Genomic DNA, 17,547 nt, shown 5'->3' with positions numbered 1-17,547 from the left:
AAGTTAAATAATTAACAAAATGAAAACGGTAGCGCAAGGTGTTGAGCAAATCTTAAAATCACAACCATTCTTAGAGGAAGCTTTGCAGCGAGAAATTATTAATTTTAGTGCTTTGGCAGAAGAATTGCAACCAGAGATCACTTCGATGTTGAAAAAACCAGTAAAAACAGGTGCCGTTATGATGGCGTTGCGACGTTATCACTCTCCGCCTGGAGTGAGCAAAAATCAAAAAATAAAGCTTGCTTTCAAAAACTTAGGAGATATTACGGTGCGTTCAAATATATCGGCGTTTACGTTTAAAAATACAAATACGTTGGTGAATTGTCACGGGAAATTACTGAATTATGTTTCTGAAAATACACACTTATTTTACGCCTTCACTCGAGGTATTTTAGAGAGCAATATCATGATATCTGGTTCAGAGACTGAAAAAGTTAATTCATTTTTTAAAGAAGAAAACTTAATTATTCAGCGGGAAGGTTTGGCAGCGATTAGTGTACAATTGCCACAAGATAATTTTAAAGTCGCTGGTTTATATTATCAAATTTTTAAACATTTGGCTTGGCAAAATATCGCTTTATACGAGGTCGTTTCTACGACAAATGAGTTTACTGTTTTGGTAGAAGAAGATTTGGTAGAGCAAGCGTTTGCTGCGATTAAGGGGTTGAAGAATTAAAAACCAATTAAATTAGAATAATGAAAAAAAGATTAATACCGTTAGTAATCGCGCTTGGCTTTTTGAATATTTTTCAAGGATTTCAGTTGTTTAGAATGTTAGAAAATTATAAAGAGTTCGCTTCTTGGCGAATTGTATTTTCTGTAACTGGCTTTACGATTATATTGCTATTTTCGATTTATATTTTATTCCGACTTTTTAAAACTTCAAAAAAAGACAAATAAAAACTCTCGCATAATAGCGAGAGTTTTCAATATAATAAATTAAAGAAAATTATTCTTCGTCATTTGCATCTTCAAAAGAATTCCAACCACGAGATTGGATAGGGATTTTTTGATTTGCTCTAGTGATGAGGTGCATTCCTTCACGTTCTTCGGTCATGTGACCAATAATGGTTAAGTTAGGATTTGCTTTTATTTTTTCATAATCACTTTGATCTACTGTAAATAAAAGTTCATAATCTTCACCACCGCTCAAAGCGACCATCGTACTATCAATATTAAATTCTTCGCAAACTGTAATTACCGTAGGGTCTAATGGTATTTTTTCTTCGAAAATGTTAACACCGACTTTAGAGTTTTTACATAAGTGAATCACTTCAGAAGAAAGTCCGTCGCTAATATCGATCATCGATGTTGGTTGCACTTCTAACGCTTCTAGTAATTCTGGAATATCTTTACGAGCTTCAGGTTTTAGTTGACGCTCAACAATATAACTGTAAGCTTCTAAGTCGGGTTGTGCATTTGGGTTGGCTTTAAAAACCTGCTTTTCACGTTCTAGCACCTGTAAGCCCATGTATGCAGCGCCTAAATCTCCAGAAACCACTAATAAATCATTCGCTTTTGCTCCGCTACGAGTGGTTATTTTTTCTTTTTTAGCTCTCCCCAAGGCGGTGATGCTAATCATTAACCCTGCAGTAGAAGAGGTGGTGTCGCCACCAACCACATCAACATTATATTTTTTAGAAGCCAATAAAATACCGGCGTATAATTCTTCTAAAGCTTCTACAGGAAAACGGTTAGAAGCGGCAATAGAAATGGTAATTTGCGTAGCCTCTGCATTCATCGCATAAACATCAGAAAGATTTACCATCACAGCTTTATAGCCTAAATGTTTAAGCGGCATAAAAGACAAATCGAAATGAACGCCTTCTACCAATAAATCTGTGGTTACGACAGTTTCATCTCCTTCAAAGTTTAAAACTGCGGCATCGTCGCCAATACCGATATTGGTTGAAGTTCTTTTTACTTCAAAATAACGCGTAAGGTGATCTATGAGTCCAAATTCACCTAATTCAGATAAATTGGTTTTACTATCTTTATTATCAAACATATCTTGAGACTTTATGCTGTTTTGTCAACTTGCAAAATTAATTAATAATAAAGATTTTCATTCAAAATTTAATTTTTTCTCTATAGATTAGATTTTTGTGGATAAAATTTAGCGATTATAGAGAAGAAAAGCTAAAGTTTTAGTTATTTATAGAAGTTTATTTCGACCAATAAAATAGTAAGTTGAAACTATAGCTGTATAATGTTTTTTGATTGTAAAATAAATTAGAATAATGTTTAGCTATATGGTATTCACGGTTGTAAATGGTATATTTGCCAAATTAAATTAATTAACGATTTGCGTTATGATTGAAGTTAGTAATGAAGCAAAAACAAAACTAGGGCAGCTTATGGCTGAAGAAGGTTTTGATGTGGCTACAGATTTCGTGAGAGTAGGAGTAAAAAGTGGAGGATGTTCTGGACTTTCTTACGATCTAAAATTTGATAAAGAACAAATAGAAGGCGATAAGCTTTTTGAAGCTAACCAAGTGAAAATTGTGGTAGATAAAAAAAGTTTTTTATACTTGGTTGGGACCATACTAGAATATTCTGGTGGCCTAAATGGTAAAGGATTTGTTTTTAACAATCCAAACGCACAAAGAACTTGTGGTTGTGGTGAATCATTTTCACTTTAATAAAGAAGAAAATTAAGTAATGAATAAATTTACAGAAGACGACTTAAAGAAAGAGTTAGAAACCAAAGAATATGAATATGGTTTTTACACAGATATAGAATCTGAAACCTTTCCAGTTGGTTTAAATGAAGATATTGTAAGAGCTATTTCTAAAAAGAAAGAAGAGCCAGAATGGATGACCAATTGGCGTCTGGAGGCTTTTCGTATTTGGCAAGAAATGGAAGAGCCAGATTGGGCAAATGTAAATTATCCTAAACCCGATTTTCAAAATATTTCTTATTACTCGGCTCCCAATAAAAAGCCGAAATACGATAGTCTAGATGAAGTAGATCCAGAGTTATTAGATACATTTAAAAAACTTGGAATTTCTTTAGATGAACAAAAAATGCTTGCTGGTGTTGCTGTAGATGTGGTGATGGATTCTGTTTCTGTAACTACAACTTTCAAAAAAACATTAGCAGAAAAAGGAATTATTTTTTGTTCTATTTCAGAAGCGATCAAAGAACATCCAGAATTAGTGAAAAAATATTTAGGTACTGTGGTTCCGCAAAAAGATAATTTCTATGCAGCATTAAATTCAGCAGTATTTAGTGATGGTTCTTTTTGTTACATTCCAAAAGGTGTTCGTTGCCCAATGGAGCTATCAACATATTTTAGAATAAATCAAGCGGGTACCGGTCAGTTCGAAAGAACCTTAGTAATTGCAGACGAAGAGAGCTATGTGAGTTACTTAGAAGGTTGTACCGCACCAATGCGAGATGAAAATCAATTGCACGCAGCGGTAGTAGAATTAGTAGCGCTAGATGATGCCGAAATTAAATATAGTACGGTACAAAACTGGTTTCCTGGAAGCAAAGATGGGAAAGGTGGAGTTTTTAATTTTGTTACCAAAAGAGGGCTTTGTGAGAAAAATGCTAAAATTTCTTGGACGCAAGTAGAAACAGGGTCTGCTGTAACGTGGAAGTATCCTTCTTGTATTTTAAAAGGAGATAACTCGGTAGGAGAATTTTATTCTATTGCGGTAACTAATAATTACCAACAGGCAGATACAGGAACTAAAATGATTCACCTAGGTAAAAACACAAAGAGTACCATTATTTCTAAAGGTATTTCTGCTGGGAAATCTCAGAATTCTTACCGTGGTTTAGTTCAAATTAACGGAAGAGCAGAAAACGCAAGGAACTTCTCGCAGTGTGATTCTTTATTAATGGGGAATGAGTGTGGAGCGCATACCTTCCCATATATTGAGGCTAAAAACAAAACAGCTAAAATTGAGCACGAGGCAACCACCAGTAAAATTGGAGAAGATCAAATTTTTTATTGTAACCAACGCGGTATCGATACTGAAAAAGCAATTGCGCTTATTGTAAATGGATTTAGTAAAGAAGTATTAAATAAACTTCCTATGGAATTTGCGGTGGAAGCTCAAAAATTATTAGAAATATCATTAGAAGGATCAGTAGGTTAATAGAATAGAATATCATATGAAAAAAATTATCATTACACTTTTAGCAGTTTCAATAGTTAGTATAAGCTGTAAAGATGAAGAAAAGAAAGCATCAGATAACGATAAAGTTGTTGAGAAAGTAGAAACAATTTCTTCTGATGGTGAAGTAGTTCTTAGCGGTGAGTATATTTATACGGAAGATGCTGCGGTACTTAAAGGAGATGATTTTATTTACGGAGTAGAACTCGATGAAATGGCTAAAAAATTGGCTAGTCAAGTAGAAGAGTTTAAAAGAGAAGATTATGATATGATTCCTGTTATTTTAAAAGGGAAAATAAAAGAGAATCCTAATAAAGACGGTTGGGAAAAAATCGTTGAAATTAAAAATATAATAAAGGTATCTGAGCCAACCTCAGAACCGGCCATTAAAGTTAAAGGAGAATAAAAGAAGAAAAAGATATGCTAAAGATAAAGAATTTACACGCGAGTGTTGAAGATAAAGAAATTTTAAAAGGAATTAATTTAGAGATTAATGCCGGAGAAGTTCACGCAATTATGGGCCCTAATGGTTCAGGTAAAAGTACCTTGGCTAATGTAGTTGCAGGAAAAGAAGAATATGAGCAAACCTCTGGTGAAATTATATTTGAAAACCAAGAAATTTCAGAATTAGAAGCAGACGAGCGAGCTCATAAAGGTCTATTCTTATCTTTTCAATACCCAGTTGAAATTCCTGGTGTTTCTGTAACCAACTTTATGAAAACTGCAATTAACGAAAATCGTAAAGCACAAGGTTTAGAAGATATGCCAGCAAAAGATATGCTGAAAAAAATTAGAGAAAAATCTGAATTGTTAGATATGGATAGAAAATTTTTATCTAGATCGTTAAACGAAGGGTTTTCAGGAGGAGAGAAAAAGCGTAACGAGATTTTCCAAATGGCAATGTTAGAGCCAAAGCTTGCAATTTTAGATGAAACAGATTCTGGTTTAGATATCGATGCGCTAAGAATCGTTTCTAACGGAGTAAATAAACTAAGAACAAAAGATAATGCGGTATTAGTAATTACACACTACCAACGTCTATTAGATTATATCGTTCCCGATTATGTACACGTTTTACTTGAAGGTAAAATCGTAAAATCTGGTGGTAAAGAACTCGCTTATAAATTAGAAGAGCATGGTTACGATTGGATTAAAGAAGAGATGAAAGCTGTATAAGCACTCAATTCTCAAAAATCACTTTAACCCAAAACAACAAAACACATGGAATTAAAAGATAAATTAATTTCTTCATTCTTTGCTTTTGAAGAGCACGTAGATGTCAACACCAAGGTTCACAATACGAGGAGTGAAGCAATGAAAAATTTTGAAGCTACTGGTTTCCCAACCCGTAAAGATGAAGATTGGAAATACACTTCTTTAAAATCTATTTTAAAAGAAGATTACAGTCTTTTCCCTAAAAAAGAAGATGCCATTGAGTATAAAGATGTGAAGAAATATTTTATTCACGATATAGATGCGTATACGATTGTATTTATTGATGGAATCTATTCTTCTCATTTATCGCAAACTACCCACGATAAAATCGATGCATGTTTAATGTCTTCAGCTTTAAGTAAAGACAAATATAAACCAATCATCGAAAAATATTTTAATAAAATAGCTCCTAAAACATCACTAAACAGTTTAAATACTGCTTTCTCTAGAGAAGGAGCATTTATTAATATTCCCAAAAATACTGTCGCAGACAAACCAATTCAGATTCTTAATTTTTCAACAGGAAATGAATCTGCTTTGATGTTACAGCCAAGAAATTTGGTGATTTTGGGTGAAAATTCAAACGTTCAAATTATTGAGCGTCACCAAAGTTTAACCGATAATGCAGTATTGACAAATTCGGTTACAGAAATCTATGCTGAAAAAAGAGCCATCTTAGATTATTATAAAATTCAGAATGATAAATCTAGCGCTTCTTTGATTGACAATACTTATGTGGAGCAAAAAGACGATAGTAATTGTTCAATACATACGTTTTCTTTTGGTGGTAAATTAACTAGAAACAACCTTCAATTTTTTCAAAAAGGAGAACATATCGATTCTACGATGAAGGGAGTTACCATTATTGAAGATAAACAACATGTAGATCATAATACGTTGGTACATCATATTGAACCAAATTGTGAAAGTCACCAAGATTATAAAGGAATTTACGACGATAAATCTGTAGGTGTTTTTAACGGAAAGGTTGTGGTAGAGAAAGAAGCTCAGAAAACAAATGCTTTCCAAAGTAATAACAATATCTTGGTAAGCGATAAAGCGACCATTAATTCTAAACCTCAATTAGAGATATTTGCAGATGATGTAAAGTGTAGTCACGGTTGTACCATTGGTCAGTTAGATGAAGACGCCATGTTCTACTTAAAATCTAGAGGTATTCCAGAAAAAGAGGCGCGCGCGTTACTTATGTATGCTTTCGCAAACAATGTTTTGTCAAGTGTGAAAATACCTGAATTACAGCAGAGAATTAATAAACTTATCGCGAATAAATTAAATGTAAATTTAGGTTTCGATTTGTAAGCAAGCTTAACAAATTTACTTTGGGTTAACTTATTCATCAATAAAACTCATTTATGAGTCATACAATAGATATAGAAAAAATACGGGCAGATTTCCCCATACTCTCACGAAAAGTAAATGGTCATCCTTTAGTATATTTAGATAATGCAGCGACATCACAAACTCCAAAAGTGGTGATAGATGCGATTGTTGAATATTATGAAAGTTATAATGCTAATATTCATCGTGGCGTGCACAGTCTTTCTCAAGAAGCTACCGATGCTTATGAAGAAGCCCGTGAAACTTTGCGAGCGCATTTTAATGCCGCAAAGAAAGAAGAAATCATTTTTACTTCAGGAACCACTCACGGTATCAATTTAGTAGCAAGTGGCTTTGCTTCAGTATTAACAGCTAAAGACGAGGTGATTGTTTCTGCATTAGAGCATCATTCTAATATTGTTCCTTGGCAAATGCTTTGTGAAAAAACAGGAGCCACCTTAAAAGTGATTCCGATGACAGAATCGGGTGAGTTAGATTTAGAGGCTTACGAAGAATTACTTTCAGAAAATACAAAACTAGTTTTTGTAAACCACGTTTCTAATGCTTTGGGAACGGTAAATAATATTGAAAAAATAATTACCAAAGCGCATCAAAAAGGAGCAGCGGTGTTAATCGATGGAGCGCAAGCTGCGCCGCATATTAAAGCAGACGTGCAAGCTTTAGATGTAGATTTTTATGTAGTTTCTGGTCACAAGATGTGCGGTCCTACAGGGGTTGGAGTGCTCTACGGAAAAGAAGATTGGCTTAACAAACTTCCGCCTTATCAAGGAGGGGGAGAGATGATCGATCAAGTAACTTTCGAGAAAACAACTTACGCCGGTTTACCTCATAAATTTGAAGCGGGAACGCCAAATATTTGTGGAGGAATCGCTTTTGGCAAAGCCATCGATTATTTAAACGAAATAGGTTTTGATCATATTGCCGCTTACGAGCACGAACTCTTAACCTATGCTACCGAGCAATTGTTAGCCTTAGGTGATCTTAAAATTTACGGAACATCTTCAGAAAAAACAGCAGTTATTTCTTTTAATTTTGAAGGAATTCATCCTTACGATATTGGTACAATTATCGATAAATTAGGAATCGCCGTAAGAACTGGTCATCATTGTGCGCAACCTATTATGGATTTTTATAAAATACCAGGAACGGTAAGAGCATCTTTTAGTTTTTATAACACTAAAGAAGAAATAGATGCTTTTGTACAAGCAGTGAAAAGAGCTAAAATCATGTTATCTTAAGAGTGAAAATTGTAAGTTTATAATTTTCGCTAATTAATAAATTCCTTCAACTATGAAATTAAAATTATTTGTTTTGTTTTTTGCTGCTTTAAGTATATCTAGTTGTAAGGATGTAGCAGATAATTCAACTAAAACATTAATGACTAGTGAATATTTGGTTGAAAAAATTGGTGAAAATAATATTGAAAAGTACAAGTTAACCTTAAACTTTAATATTGAAGAAAATAAAGTTAACGGCTTTTCAGGTTGTAATCAGTACTATGGAAGCTTAAAAACATCAAAAGAAAATAAAGTAGAATTCGGTAATATAGGATCTACGCGTATGATGTGCGAAGAAAAAATGCAGTTAGAAAACCGTTTTTTAGAAACGCTTCAGCAAACTGAAATATATGAGCTTTCATCAGAAAAGCTTTTGTTGAAAAATGAAGAAGGCAAAGTGATAATCGAAGCAAAAAAGAAAAATTAGTTTGAGTAATATAAAAGAAATACAGGAAGAGATTGTAGAAGAATTCGAAATGTTTGACGATTGGATGCAGCGTTACGAATATATGATTGAGCTGGGAAAATCACTTCCGTTAATCGACGAGCAATACAAAACTGAAGAAAATATCATTAAAGGTTGCCAAAGTAGAGTTTGGGTTCATGCCGATATGCAAGATGATAAAGTAGTTTTTACGGCAGATAGCGATGCGATTATTACCAAAGGAATAATTGCTATTTTAATTAGGGCATTTTCAAACCAAAAGCCTCAAGCAATCTTAGATGCAGATACTCAATTTATAGATGAAATTGGTTTGAAAGAACATTTGTCACCAACACGTGCCAACGGATTGGTAAGTATGATTAAACAATTAAAAATGTATGCTTTGGCATACCAAACCAAAGTACAATAAGCGATGAGCGCAGAAGAAATAAATACAGAAGAATTAGGAGAGAAGATTGTAAAGGTGCTTAAAACCATTTACGATCCAGAAATCCCAGTAGATATTTACGAATTAGGTCTTATTTACGATGTTTTTGTAAATGAAGATTATGATGTAAAAATATTAATGACCTTAACTACACCTAACTGTCCGGTGGCAGAAACACTTCCAAAAGAGGTAGAAGAAAAAGTAAAGTCATTAAATAAGGTTAATGATGTAGAGTTAGAGTTAACTTTCGATCCGCCTTGGACGCAAGATTTAATGAGTGAAGAAGCGAAATTAGAATTAGGAATGTTATAATATAAAAGCCGAAAAAATTATTTTTCGGCTTTTAAGTAGTTAAATTATGGCTGAAGAAATAATCAATAGAGTTGCCAATAGCAAATTGGTTACCTTTAATTTAGAAGAATACTATCCAGAAGGTGAACGAGTACTTTTTGATATAAAAGACTGGCTTTATGAAGGCTTTGTGCTACGTGAAAAAGACTTTCGAGAAGATGTGAAAAATTATAATTGGTCAGTACATCAAAATCAATTTATAGCACTTACCTGTTCTTCAGATGCTATTGTGCCTGCTTGGGCATATATGCTTATCACCACTCAACTTCAACCTTACGCCCAAAAAATAATTTTAGGAGACCTTCAGCAATTAGAAATTAGCATCTATCAAGAAGTGATTAATACGATAGATTTTGAGAAATTTAGAGACTTACCAGTAATTGTAAAGGGGTGTTCAAAAAAACCAGTCCCAGATAATGCTTACCTACAAGTAGTACAAAAACTTCAACCCGTAGTTAAAACGATTATGTTTGGCGAGGCTTGTTCTTCAGTTCCTCTCTTTAAAAAGAAAAAATAAAACTTCAATTTATTATTTCTTTGACAACTAACTCTTGAAAAAATTTACCTTTGTAGGCAATTTTTAAAACTGAAAATTGCATTATGAAGAAATTATTACTTTTAAGCTTGGCAATATTGTGTAGTCAAGTAATTTTTGCACAAGAGAGTGAGCAAGAAGACGATAAGCCTAAGGAAGGCTGGATTGGTACAGGAACTTTCTCACTGCTTTTTAATCAAGCTGCTTTTAATGCCGAATGGCAAGGAGGAGGTACTTCTAATTACGCAGGTAACGCTACCATTAGTTATAACCTTAATTATAACAAAGATAATTTTACTTGGGATAATACTTTTTTAGGAGATTTTGGATTAACAAAAGTAAAAGATCAAGATTTTACAAGAAAAACCAATGACCGTTTAGAATTAAATTCTGTAGCAGGTTGGGAGATTAGTGACTCTAATTGGTACTATTCTGTATTTGCTAACTTTAGAACCCAGTTTGCAAAAGGTTATAAGTATTCAGAACAAGATGTTATCGACGTAACTACCGGCAATGTAGTAGGTACAGAAGTTGTAAGAACAGAAACAACTCATTTTATGTCTCCAGGGTATTTACAAGTAGGTCCTGGAATGTTATGGAAAAAGAATGATAATTTTAAAGTGAATATTGCTCCAGCAACTGCCCGTTTTATTTTCGTTGACGATCAATTTACGACTTTACCTGGCTATGAAGACGGAGATTATTTTGGCGTAGACCAAGGCGAATCTATGCGTTTTGAATTTGGTGCTTCTGTAAGTGCTTATGCTAAGTTTGATGTTGTTGAAAATGTTTCTTTCGAAAATATGATTAATCTGTATTCTAATTATTTAGAAGATCCTCAAAATGTAGATTTAGATTATACAGGAAAATTAAATATGAAAGTGAACGATTATCTTTCTGCTAACTTTATTTTTCAAACCGTGTATGATGATAATGCAGTTAGAGCATTTCAGGTAAGAGAAGTGTTAGGAGTTGGTTTTACTTATAAGATTAATCCGCAAGAAGAATAAAAATAGAATTACCTCTAAATGAAAAAGGCTTTCTGAATGAACAGAAAGCCTTTTTTGTATTTCAATTTAAAAATTAATTGCATTAAGCATTAGGTTGAAGTTCTTTTCCTCTTTTTTGTCTAAACTTAACTTTTCCACGATTACTCAAGTAAAACATAACCGGTACAATTACCAATGTTAAGAATGTTGCAAAGGTTAAACCGAAGATAACCGTCCAAGCTAAAGGTCCCCAGAAAATTACATTATCTCCTCCAATATAAATTTTAGGACTGTAATCTATAAATAAAGAAAAGAAATCTATATTTAATCCGACTGCCAATGGTATTAATCCTAGAACCGTGGTAATAGCGGTTAATAAAACCGGTCTTAACCTAGACTTTCCTCCAGCTACAATTACCTCAAAATATTGTTGCTTGGTTAGTAGATCTTCTTCATTTAAACCTAATTCATCCTTTTTTCTGTCGATAAGAATTTGGGTGTAATCAATCAATACAATCGCATTGTTTACCACGATTCCGGCGAGAGATATAATACCCATCATCGTCATAATGATAACGAAATCCATTTTAAAAATTACCAAGCCAAAAAATACTCCACCTAAGCTTAATAATACGGCAACTAAGATAATAATTGGTTTAGAAATAGAGTTAAACTGAGCGACTAAGATGAGTAGAATTCCACCTAAAGCAATCATTAAAGCTTTTAAAAGAAACGCCATGTTTTCTTGCTGTTTTTCTTGTTCTCCTGTAAAGCTAAAACTCATTTTTTTAGGTAACTCATAATTTTTTAATTCACTTTTTAATTGCTGAACGATGGCGTTACCGTTATAATCTCCTAATACATTTGAGTAAATTGTAATTACTCGTTTTAAGTCTTTACGTTTAATAGAGCTAAATGAAGCAGTTTGTTTCTTATTAACCATGGCAGAGATAGGTATTTGCATAATCTCTCCTGAGTTTTGATTTTTAAAGGTAATAGGCTGATTAAAAATAGCATTTTCATTATACCTAAACTCTTCGTTAAACCTAACGTTAATCTCGTAATCATCGTCACCTTCTTTATAGGTAGAAACTTCTTCTCCATAAATTGCTCTACGCAAAGTCTGTCCTACGGTAGAGGTATTTATTCCGAGTCTCCCCGCTTTCTTACGGTCTACTCTTACATTAAGTTCTGGCTTTGATTTATTGACATCAATTTTAAGTTCTTCAATTCCATCAATATTTAAGTTTTGCATGAAAGATCTCATTTTCTGAGCTTCAGCAAGCATCTGGTCGTAATCTTCACCTTTAATTTCAATATTAATTGGGTAGCCAGCGGGCGGTCCTGCTGCATCTTTCTCTACAATCACAGAAGCTCCAGGGAAACCTTGAACGGCCTCACGCACTTCTTTTAACACAGTTGAACTTTTTACACCACGCCTGTCGTTAAACTCTCGCATCGAAAGCGTAATTTTTCCTTTATGTGGCATTTCATTTTGTTGGCCACCGTCAGTCTGAGGATTTCCAGCTCCTTGCCCTACTTGTGAAATAGCAGATTCTACCATATAGTTATAGCCATTGTCATTGTATTTTTCAATGGCGCCAAAAACTTTTTCTTCTATTCTTTTAGTTAGTTCATTGGTTTTTTCAATATCGGTAGCTTCAGGATATTCAATGTAAGTGATAATTTGGTTAGGTTCATTTTCAGGAAAAAACAAAACATTAGGCTGAGCTATGCCTACTAATACAAAACTTAAAATGAGTAGTAAAAATGTACCAAATAAAAATACGTAAGCCTTTTTACCTTTAAGTGAATATTTTAAGAAACGCTCATAAAAGTTTTCCAACTTTTTTAAAGCTTTATATTGAAAATAATATACGGCTCTTTTTAAGAATAATCTATATACCCAAAGCATTATTACGGCAAGTAACATTAAGTTACCAAGACCTCTGAAAAAACCTATTTCTAGAACTAGACCAGCGATTAATATAATCACACCAAGTACTCCAAGAACAATACTTACGACAATAGCTTTTTTTCTTTTCATATCTTCTTCTTCCACTTTCATGAATCGAGAAGTAAGCATAGAGTTGATAATTAATGCTACAAATAGAGAAGAGAATAATACGATTGATAAGGTCATGGGGAAAATAACCATAAATTTACCAATTGTCCCTGGCCATAATCCTAACGGAAAAAATGCTGCCAGAGTGGTGGCTGTCGAGGCAATAATTGGCCAAGCAATTTCTCCTAAACCTTGTTTGGCAGCCTTCATTCTTGGCATACCTTCACTCATTAATGTGTAAACATTTTCAACTACAACAATCCCATTATCAACTAACATTCCCAGTCCCATTACTAAAGCAAAAAGCACCATAGTATTTAAGGTGAAGCCTAAAGCGCTCAAAATAATGTAAGAGAGCAACATCGATAACGGAATAGCAATACCTACGAAAAGAGCATTTCTAAAGCCTAAAAAGAACATTAAAACGCCTACCACGAGAATTACACCGAAAATAATATTATTAACCAAATCATTTACTTGATTTTCAGTTTTTATAGATTGGTCGTTAGTAACTGAAATGTGCAATTTATTGGGAAAGTATTCTTCTTTTTCGGTCTCAATAATTTCTTTAATCTGTTGTACCGCTTCAATCATGTTTTTCCCTGCTCGTTTTTTTATGTCGAGCATAACCACGGGGTCTCCGTATTCTCTAGCAAAAGTAGTAGCGTCTTTTTCTTGAAAGTTAATTTCTGCGATGTCTCTTAAATAAGTAACCCCGCCTTCGCTTTTCACTACAATTTCTTCAAGTTCTTCAGGGTCTTCAATTTCTCCTATTACTCGAATGTTTTTTTGAATTCCGTTTTCAGTGACATTACCACCAGAAATCGTTTTGTTCTCATAGCTAATCGCGTTAACAATATCATTGAAGCTAATTTTAGAAGCGGTCATTTTGTAAACATCTACCGCAATTTCTACTTCTTTTTCTTCGGCACCACGAATAGTTGCTTCTTTAATTTGAGGTAGTAATTCTATTTTATCTTGAAGATATTCGGCATAATCTTTTAATTGCTGAATAGGATAATCTCCAGTAAGATTAACGTTAAGAATTGGTTGCTCTTCAGAAAGGTTTAAATCAAAAACATTAGGTTCTACCTTGGCTCCATTATCTAAATTGGGCCAAGTAGTTTCTGCCTTTACTAGGTCTACTTTGTCTTTAATTTTTTGTTTAGCCGTGGCTACTTCAATATCTTCTTCAAACTCTACTATTACAATAGAGTAATCTTGTAAGGTGGTAGAAGTGATTTCGCGCACGCCAGCTACATCATTAAATTCTTCTTCTAGTGGCTCTGTAATAAATTTTTCTACATCTTCTGCAGAGTTACCAGGGTTTATAGAACTTACATAGATCTTGGTTTCAATAATTTCAGGAAAGGCTTCTCGTGGCATACTGTAGTATGACAATAATCCGCCAAGCAATACAATTGCAATAATGACATAAACAGTCATGTGGTTGCTAATTGCCCAAGAGGAAATCGAGAATTCTTGTTGGGTGTTTTTATCTGACATCTTCGCTAATTTTTACTTTTTGTCCTTCTCTTGTAGATCTTGCTCCTTCGATAATGATGGCTTCACCATTTTCTAAACCCTCTAAAACTTCAATTTTGTCGTGGTAACTTAGTCCTGTTTTTATAATTCTTCTTTCTGCTACACCAGTACTATCTGTATCTTTTTTTACGGTGAAAGCTACGCTTTCTCCTTCTGCATTTTCTTGTAAAATACTTTTAGGGATTACCACTGTATTTTTAGCTGTGTAATCATTAAGTTTAACGGTAGCAATAAGGTTAGGTTTAATGGCGCCATTCTCATTAGGAATAGAAACTCTTACTTTAAAACTTCTGTTGTTGGGATTAATATAATCTGAAACTTGTTGAATGTTACCCTCAAACTCTTTACCAATAGAATTTAAGTTTACAAGTACTTCGCTGCCTTTGTTAATTTTACCTAAATAAGTTTCTGGTATTTCTGCAGTTACATACATTTCATTAAGGTTTACTAAACGAAAGATTTGATCTTGTCCTGGATTTACTACTTGTCCTTGATCTGCAATTACCTGATCGATAGTTCCTGAAAATGGAGCTCTAATAATGGTTTTAGAAAGTTGAGTTCTTAATTGATTTACTGAATTTTCCATCGCCTCATAATTGGTTTTCGCTTCTAGATACTGAATTTCAGATCCAATGTCTTGCTTCCATAAACGCTCTTGTCGCTCGAAAGTGGTTTTGGCTAACGCTAACTGAGATTCAGATTGTGCTAGTTGACTGCCCATACCGCCATCATCAATTTTTGCTAATTGTTGTCCTTTGCTTACTTTTTGTCCCTCTTTCACAAAAATGTTAGTAAGTATGCCTGAAAATTCAGGATAAATAATAATGTTTTGATCTGTCTTTACATCACCTTGTACTTCTACATAGTGTTTAAAAATGGTGTCCTTTAAGGTTTCTACAGTCACTAAAGCTTTAGATTTATTTTTATCGAGCCTCTCAATAGCCTCATTTAACTGTTCAATTTTATCTTTTAATTCGTTTTGCTCGGTCGTAATTTCAGATTTCTTAGCTCTTATTTCAGAGAGTTTTCCAGTTTCTATAATATCTTTTACAGATTTTTCTTTATCGCCACAAGCAACTAGGCTTAGGCTTAAGAAAGAAAGGAGTATAAACTTTTTCATGACTTAGTTATTGGTAAAGTTAAGATTAGGTGTGTTTAAAATAGTCTCTAAAGCTGCTTTAGAATTTAGTACTTCGAGCATAGATTGTAAAAGCTCTTGTTGAGCGTCGTAAAGCTGTGTTTGCGCTTGTCTAAGTTCAAAACTACTGGCAATACCTTCAGCATATTTAATTTGATTTTTATTTTCAATACGTTCTGCTAATTGTAAATTTTGCTTGGAAGTATTGTATTTTTCTATGGCGTATTGATAATCATTTTTTGCTCTTGTCATGCCTAATCTAATTTGTGCTTTTGATTGCTCAAATTGCGTTAATGCTTGGTCTAAAGCGATTCTTGCTTGTGCGGTTTGCGCGCTTCTTTTTAAAGAACTAAAAATAGGAATGCTTAAACTTACACCCCAAATTGAAGATTGAAACCATTGTTGATTATCGTTTAAAAAAGTGAATTTTTGGCTGTTCCCAGTTGTACCGTAATTTAAAAAGGTAGAAAGCGTAGGCAATGCTTTTGCTTTTTGCAAATTAAGCTCGTGTTCGCTTTGTTCAATTTGCACTTTTGCTAATTGATAATCTAGATTCTCTTCAACATTAATAGTAGTGTTCATTAGGCTTAGGCTAATATTTTCTTCTACTAAATTTTCTAAAGTGTCTAACAGATTAATTTCCATTTTTAACGGAATTCCTAAAGTTAATTTTAGAGCATCTCTAGAAATGGCAATTAAGCGTTTAGCATTATTAAGCTCATTACTAATTTGTAAGAATGTAATTTGTAATTGCTCTACACTCTCTTCTTCTTGAAGTCCGTTTTCAAAAGTTTTTTTAGTTTCTTCTAAATTGTCTTCTAGGTTGGCCTTATTTTTTGCTAGAATGCTAGCACTTTCTTCTGCTAATAAAACATTTCCATAGGCGTCAATTACATCTTGCCTAATATCTAAAGCTGTTCTTTTTGCATTAGTTGTGGTGTACTTTTCGAATGTCTTTGCTGCTTTTACTGCAACAATATAAGAACCGTCAAATAACAACTGATTTGCCGTAGCAGTAGCCGTCATATTTTGTTTAGTACCAAATTGTACAGGTATAAAAGTTCCAGGTGCTCCTCCGCCAATCTCTCCAGGTAATAATTGTACCGGCTGTTTTAGGTTGTTTTGGTAATCTATACCAGCGCTAATTTGTGGCAACCCATCTGCGGTGGTTTCCCATTTTTTCTTAGCGGCAGCAGCAATGTCACGTTTTGCATTTATAGCGGTGTAGCTACTATCTAGTGCAAAGTTAATCGCTTCTTCTAAGCTGAAGGTGTAGTTTTCTTTGAGCGGTAATGCTTCTTGGGCTTGTGCGCAAATACCTAAAAATAAAAGAAAATAACTTAAGTATATTTTCATGATTGGCAGTTATAATTTAAATTATTGATGTATTCTAATCCTTTTTGAGAGGCAATCGCTCTAAAGTGATAATCTAAAAAATGAGTTACTAAATAAGGAATGTCATATTTATCCATAGGGAAGAAGTCGCTATGCTTAATACCTTCAATAGTCATAAAGTAAAAATTTTGTACAATTTCTAAATCTATATTTTCACGGTAAAGACCTTCTTTTATGCCTCTTTTTAAATTGTTTCCTATGCATAGTTTCATGCGTTCAATCTTTCTTTCTTTTAAGACATCATCTACCTTAGGGTAGTATTTGTAAAGTTGAAATTGAGGTGAAGCTTTCTCTTTTTTTAGTTGTTTTAAAATGAATTCATGAATCATAAGTAATTCATCAATTGGGTTGTGGTGTTCTGCAATAATCATGTCTATTCTTGCACTAATAGAATTAAAAAGCTGAACAGCACATGACTCAATAAGTTTTTCTTTATTAGGGAAATGACTATAAATCGTTTTTTTGGAAATACTTAATTTTTCTGCAATATCATCCATCGTCACGCTTTTAAACCCAAGGCTTAAAAACATTTCTGCTGCGGTATCTAAAATTTGCTCTTTCATAATTGAGCGCAAAAGTACTCGGAAACTTTGAATACAAAAAAAGTTTCTTTAGTTTTTTGCTTAAAAATATATTAACCTATAGTAGACGTTTTAAAATCGTTGAATTATGGTATTT

Annotated in this window: 17 protein-coding genes; 12 read left to right on the top strand and 5 right to left on the bottom strand. The window is 33.4% G+C overall.

From position 1 onward, the window contains the following. Positions 1-19 precede the first annotated feature (19 nt). A complete protein-coding gene (locus tag KW502_RS08810) occupies positions 20-676 on the top strand; it encodes a hypothetical protein (protein ID WP_219040185.1) in 657 nt (218 codons plus the stop codon). 273 nt (positions 677-949) lie between these two features. Here KW502_RS08810 and thiL read toward each other — a convergent pair whose 3' ends face one another. Further along, entirely contained in the window at positions 950-2,008 is a 1,059-nt protein-coding gene (thiL, locus tag KW502_RS08805; protein WP_219040184.1) for a thiamine-phosphate kinase, read from the bottom strand. A gap of 304 nt (positions 2,009-2,312) precedes the next feature. Between thiL and KW502_RS08800 the strand changes: the two genes are divergently transcribed. From KW502_RS08800 to KW502_RS08750, 11 genes are all read left to right on the top strand, one after another. Then, the gene (locus KW502_RS08800; protein WP_219040183.1) at positions 2,313-2,642 is read left to right on the top strand and encodes a HesB/IscA family protein; all 330 of its coding nucleotides are present in this window, start codon (positions 2,313-2,315) and stop codon (positions 2,640-2,642) included. 19 nt (positions 2,643-2,661) lie between these two features. Beyond that, the gene (gene sufB, locus KW502_RS08795; protein WP_219040182.1) at positions 2,662-4,110 is read left to right on the top strand and encodes a Fe-S cluster assembly protein SufB; all 1,449 of its coding nucleotides are present in this window, start codon (positions 2,662-2,664) and stop codon (positions 4,108-4,110) included. Positions 4,111-4,126: 16 nt separating this feature from the next. Continuing rightward, entirely contained in the window at positions 4,127-4,534 is a 408-nt protein-coding gene (locus KW502_RS08790) for a hypothetical protein (protein ID WP_219040181.1), read from the top strand. A 14-nt stretch (positions 4,535-4,548) separates the two neighbouring features. Next, entirely contained in the window at positions 4,549-5,304 is a 756-nt protein-coding gene (sufC, locus tag KW502_RS08785) for a Fe-S cluster assembly ATPase SufC (RefSeq protein ID WP_219040180.1), read from the top strand. Between the two features lie 45 nt (positions 5,305-5,349). After that, positions 5,350-6,663 carry a Fe-S cluster assembly protein SufD gene (gene sufD, locus KW502_RS08780; RefSeq protein ID WP_219040179.1) on the top strand — a complete coding sequence of 438 codons (1,314 nt, stop codon included), beginning with the start codon at positions 5,350-5,352 and terminating at the stop codon, positions 6,661-6,663. A gap of 53 nt (positions 6,664-6,716) precedes the next feature. Next, positions 6,717-7,940, top strand: coding sequence for an aminotransferase class V-fold PLP-dependent enzyme (locus KW502_RS08775; RefSeq protein WP_255554185.1), 1,224 nt, complete (start codon positions 6,717-6,719; stop codon positions 7,938-7,940). Positions 7,941-7,992: 52 nt separating this feature from the next. Further along, entirely contained in the window at positions 7,993-8,406 is a 414-nt protein-coding gene (locus KW502_RS08770) for an META domain-containing protein (RefSeq protein ID WP_219040178.1), read from the top strand. 1 nt (position 8,407) lies between these two features. Further along, positions 8,408-8,833, top strand: a complete 426-nt coding sequence (locus KW502_RS08765) for a SufE family protein (RefSeq protein WP_255554184.1) — start codon at positions 8,408-8,410, stop codon at positions 8,831-8,833. Positions 8,834-8,836: 3 nt separating this feature from the next. Continuing rightward, the gene (locus tag KW502_RS08760) at positions 8,837-9,163 is read left to right on the top strand and encodes an SUF system Fe-S cluster assembly protein (protein WP_219040177.1); all 327 of its coding nucleotides are present in this window, start codon (positions 8,837-8,839) and stop codon (positions 9,161-9,163) included. Between the two features lie 46 nt (positions 9,164-9,209). Next, complete coding sequence (locus tag KW502_RS08755) at positions 9,210-9,719, top strand: DUF2480 family protein (protein WP_219040176.1); 510 nt, start codon at positions 9,210-9,212, stop codon at positions 9,717-9,719. 83 nt (positions 9,720-9,802) lie between these two features. Beyond that, positions 9,803-10,747 carry a DUF3078 domain-containing protein gene (locus KW502_RS08750; protein ID WP_219040175.1) on the top strand — a complete coding sequence of 315 codons (945 nt, stop codon included), beginning with the start codon at positions 9,803-9,805 and terminating at the stop codon, positions 10,745-10,747. A gap of 82 nt (positions 10,748-10,829) precedes the next feature. Here KW502_RS08750 and KW502_RS08745 read toward each other — a convergent pair whose 3' ends face one another. Genes KW502_RS08745 through KW502_RS08730 form a run of 4 tightly spaced genes read right to left on the bottom strand, consistent with a single transcriptional unit; the run spans position 10,830 to position 17,432 of the window. After that, complete coding sequence (locus KW502_RS08745; RefSeq protein ID WP_219040174.1) at positions 10,830-14,297, bottom strand: efflux RND transporter permease subunit; 3,468 nt, start codon at positions 14,295-14,297, stop codon at positions 10,830-10,832. Then, a complete protein-coding gene (locus KW502_RS08740; protein WP_219040173.1) occupies positions 14,287-15,456 on the bottom strand; it encodes an efflux RND transporter periplasmic adaptor subunit in 1,170 nt (389 codons plus the stop codon). Before KW502_RS08740 ends, KW502_RS08745 begins: the two co-directional genes overlap by 11 nt. A gap of 3 nt (positions 15,457-15,459) precedes the next feature. Beyond that, a complete protein-coding gene (locus KW502_RS08735; protein ID WP_219040172.1) occupies positions 15,460-16,830 on the bottom strand; it encodes a TolC family protein in 1,371 nt (456 codons plus the stop codon). Further along, positions 16,827-17,432, bottom strand: a complete 606-nt coding sequence (locus KW502_RS08730; protein ID WP_219040171.1) for a TetR/AcrR family transcriptional regulator — start codon at positions 17,430-17,432, stop codon at positions 16,827-16,829. Before KW502_RS08730 ends, KW502_RS08735 begins: the two co-directional genes overlap by 4 nt. Positions 17,433-17,547: the final 115 nt, after the last annotated feature.

The sequence above is a fragment of the Mesonia aestuariivivens genome (genome assembly GCF_019311235.1).
GTDB lineage: Bacteria > Bacteroidota > Bacteroidia > Flavobacteriales > Flavobacteriaceae > Mesonia > Mesonia aestuariivivens.
This window is presented reverse-complemented; position numbering and strand designations above follow the sequence as displayed.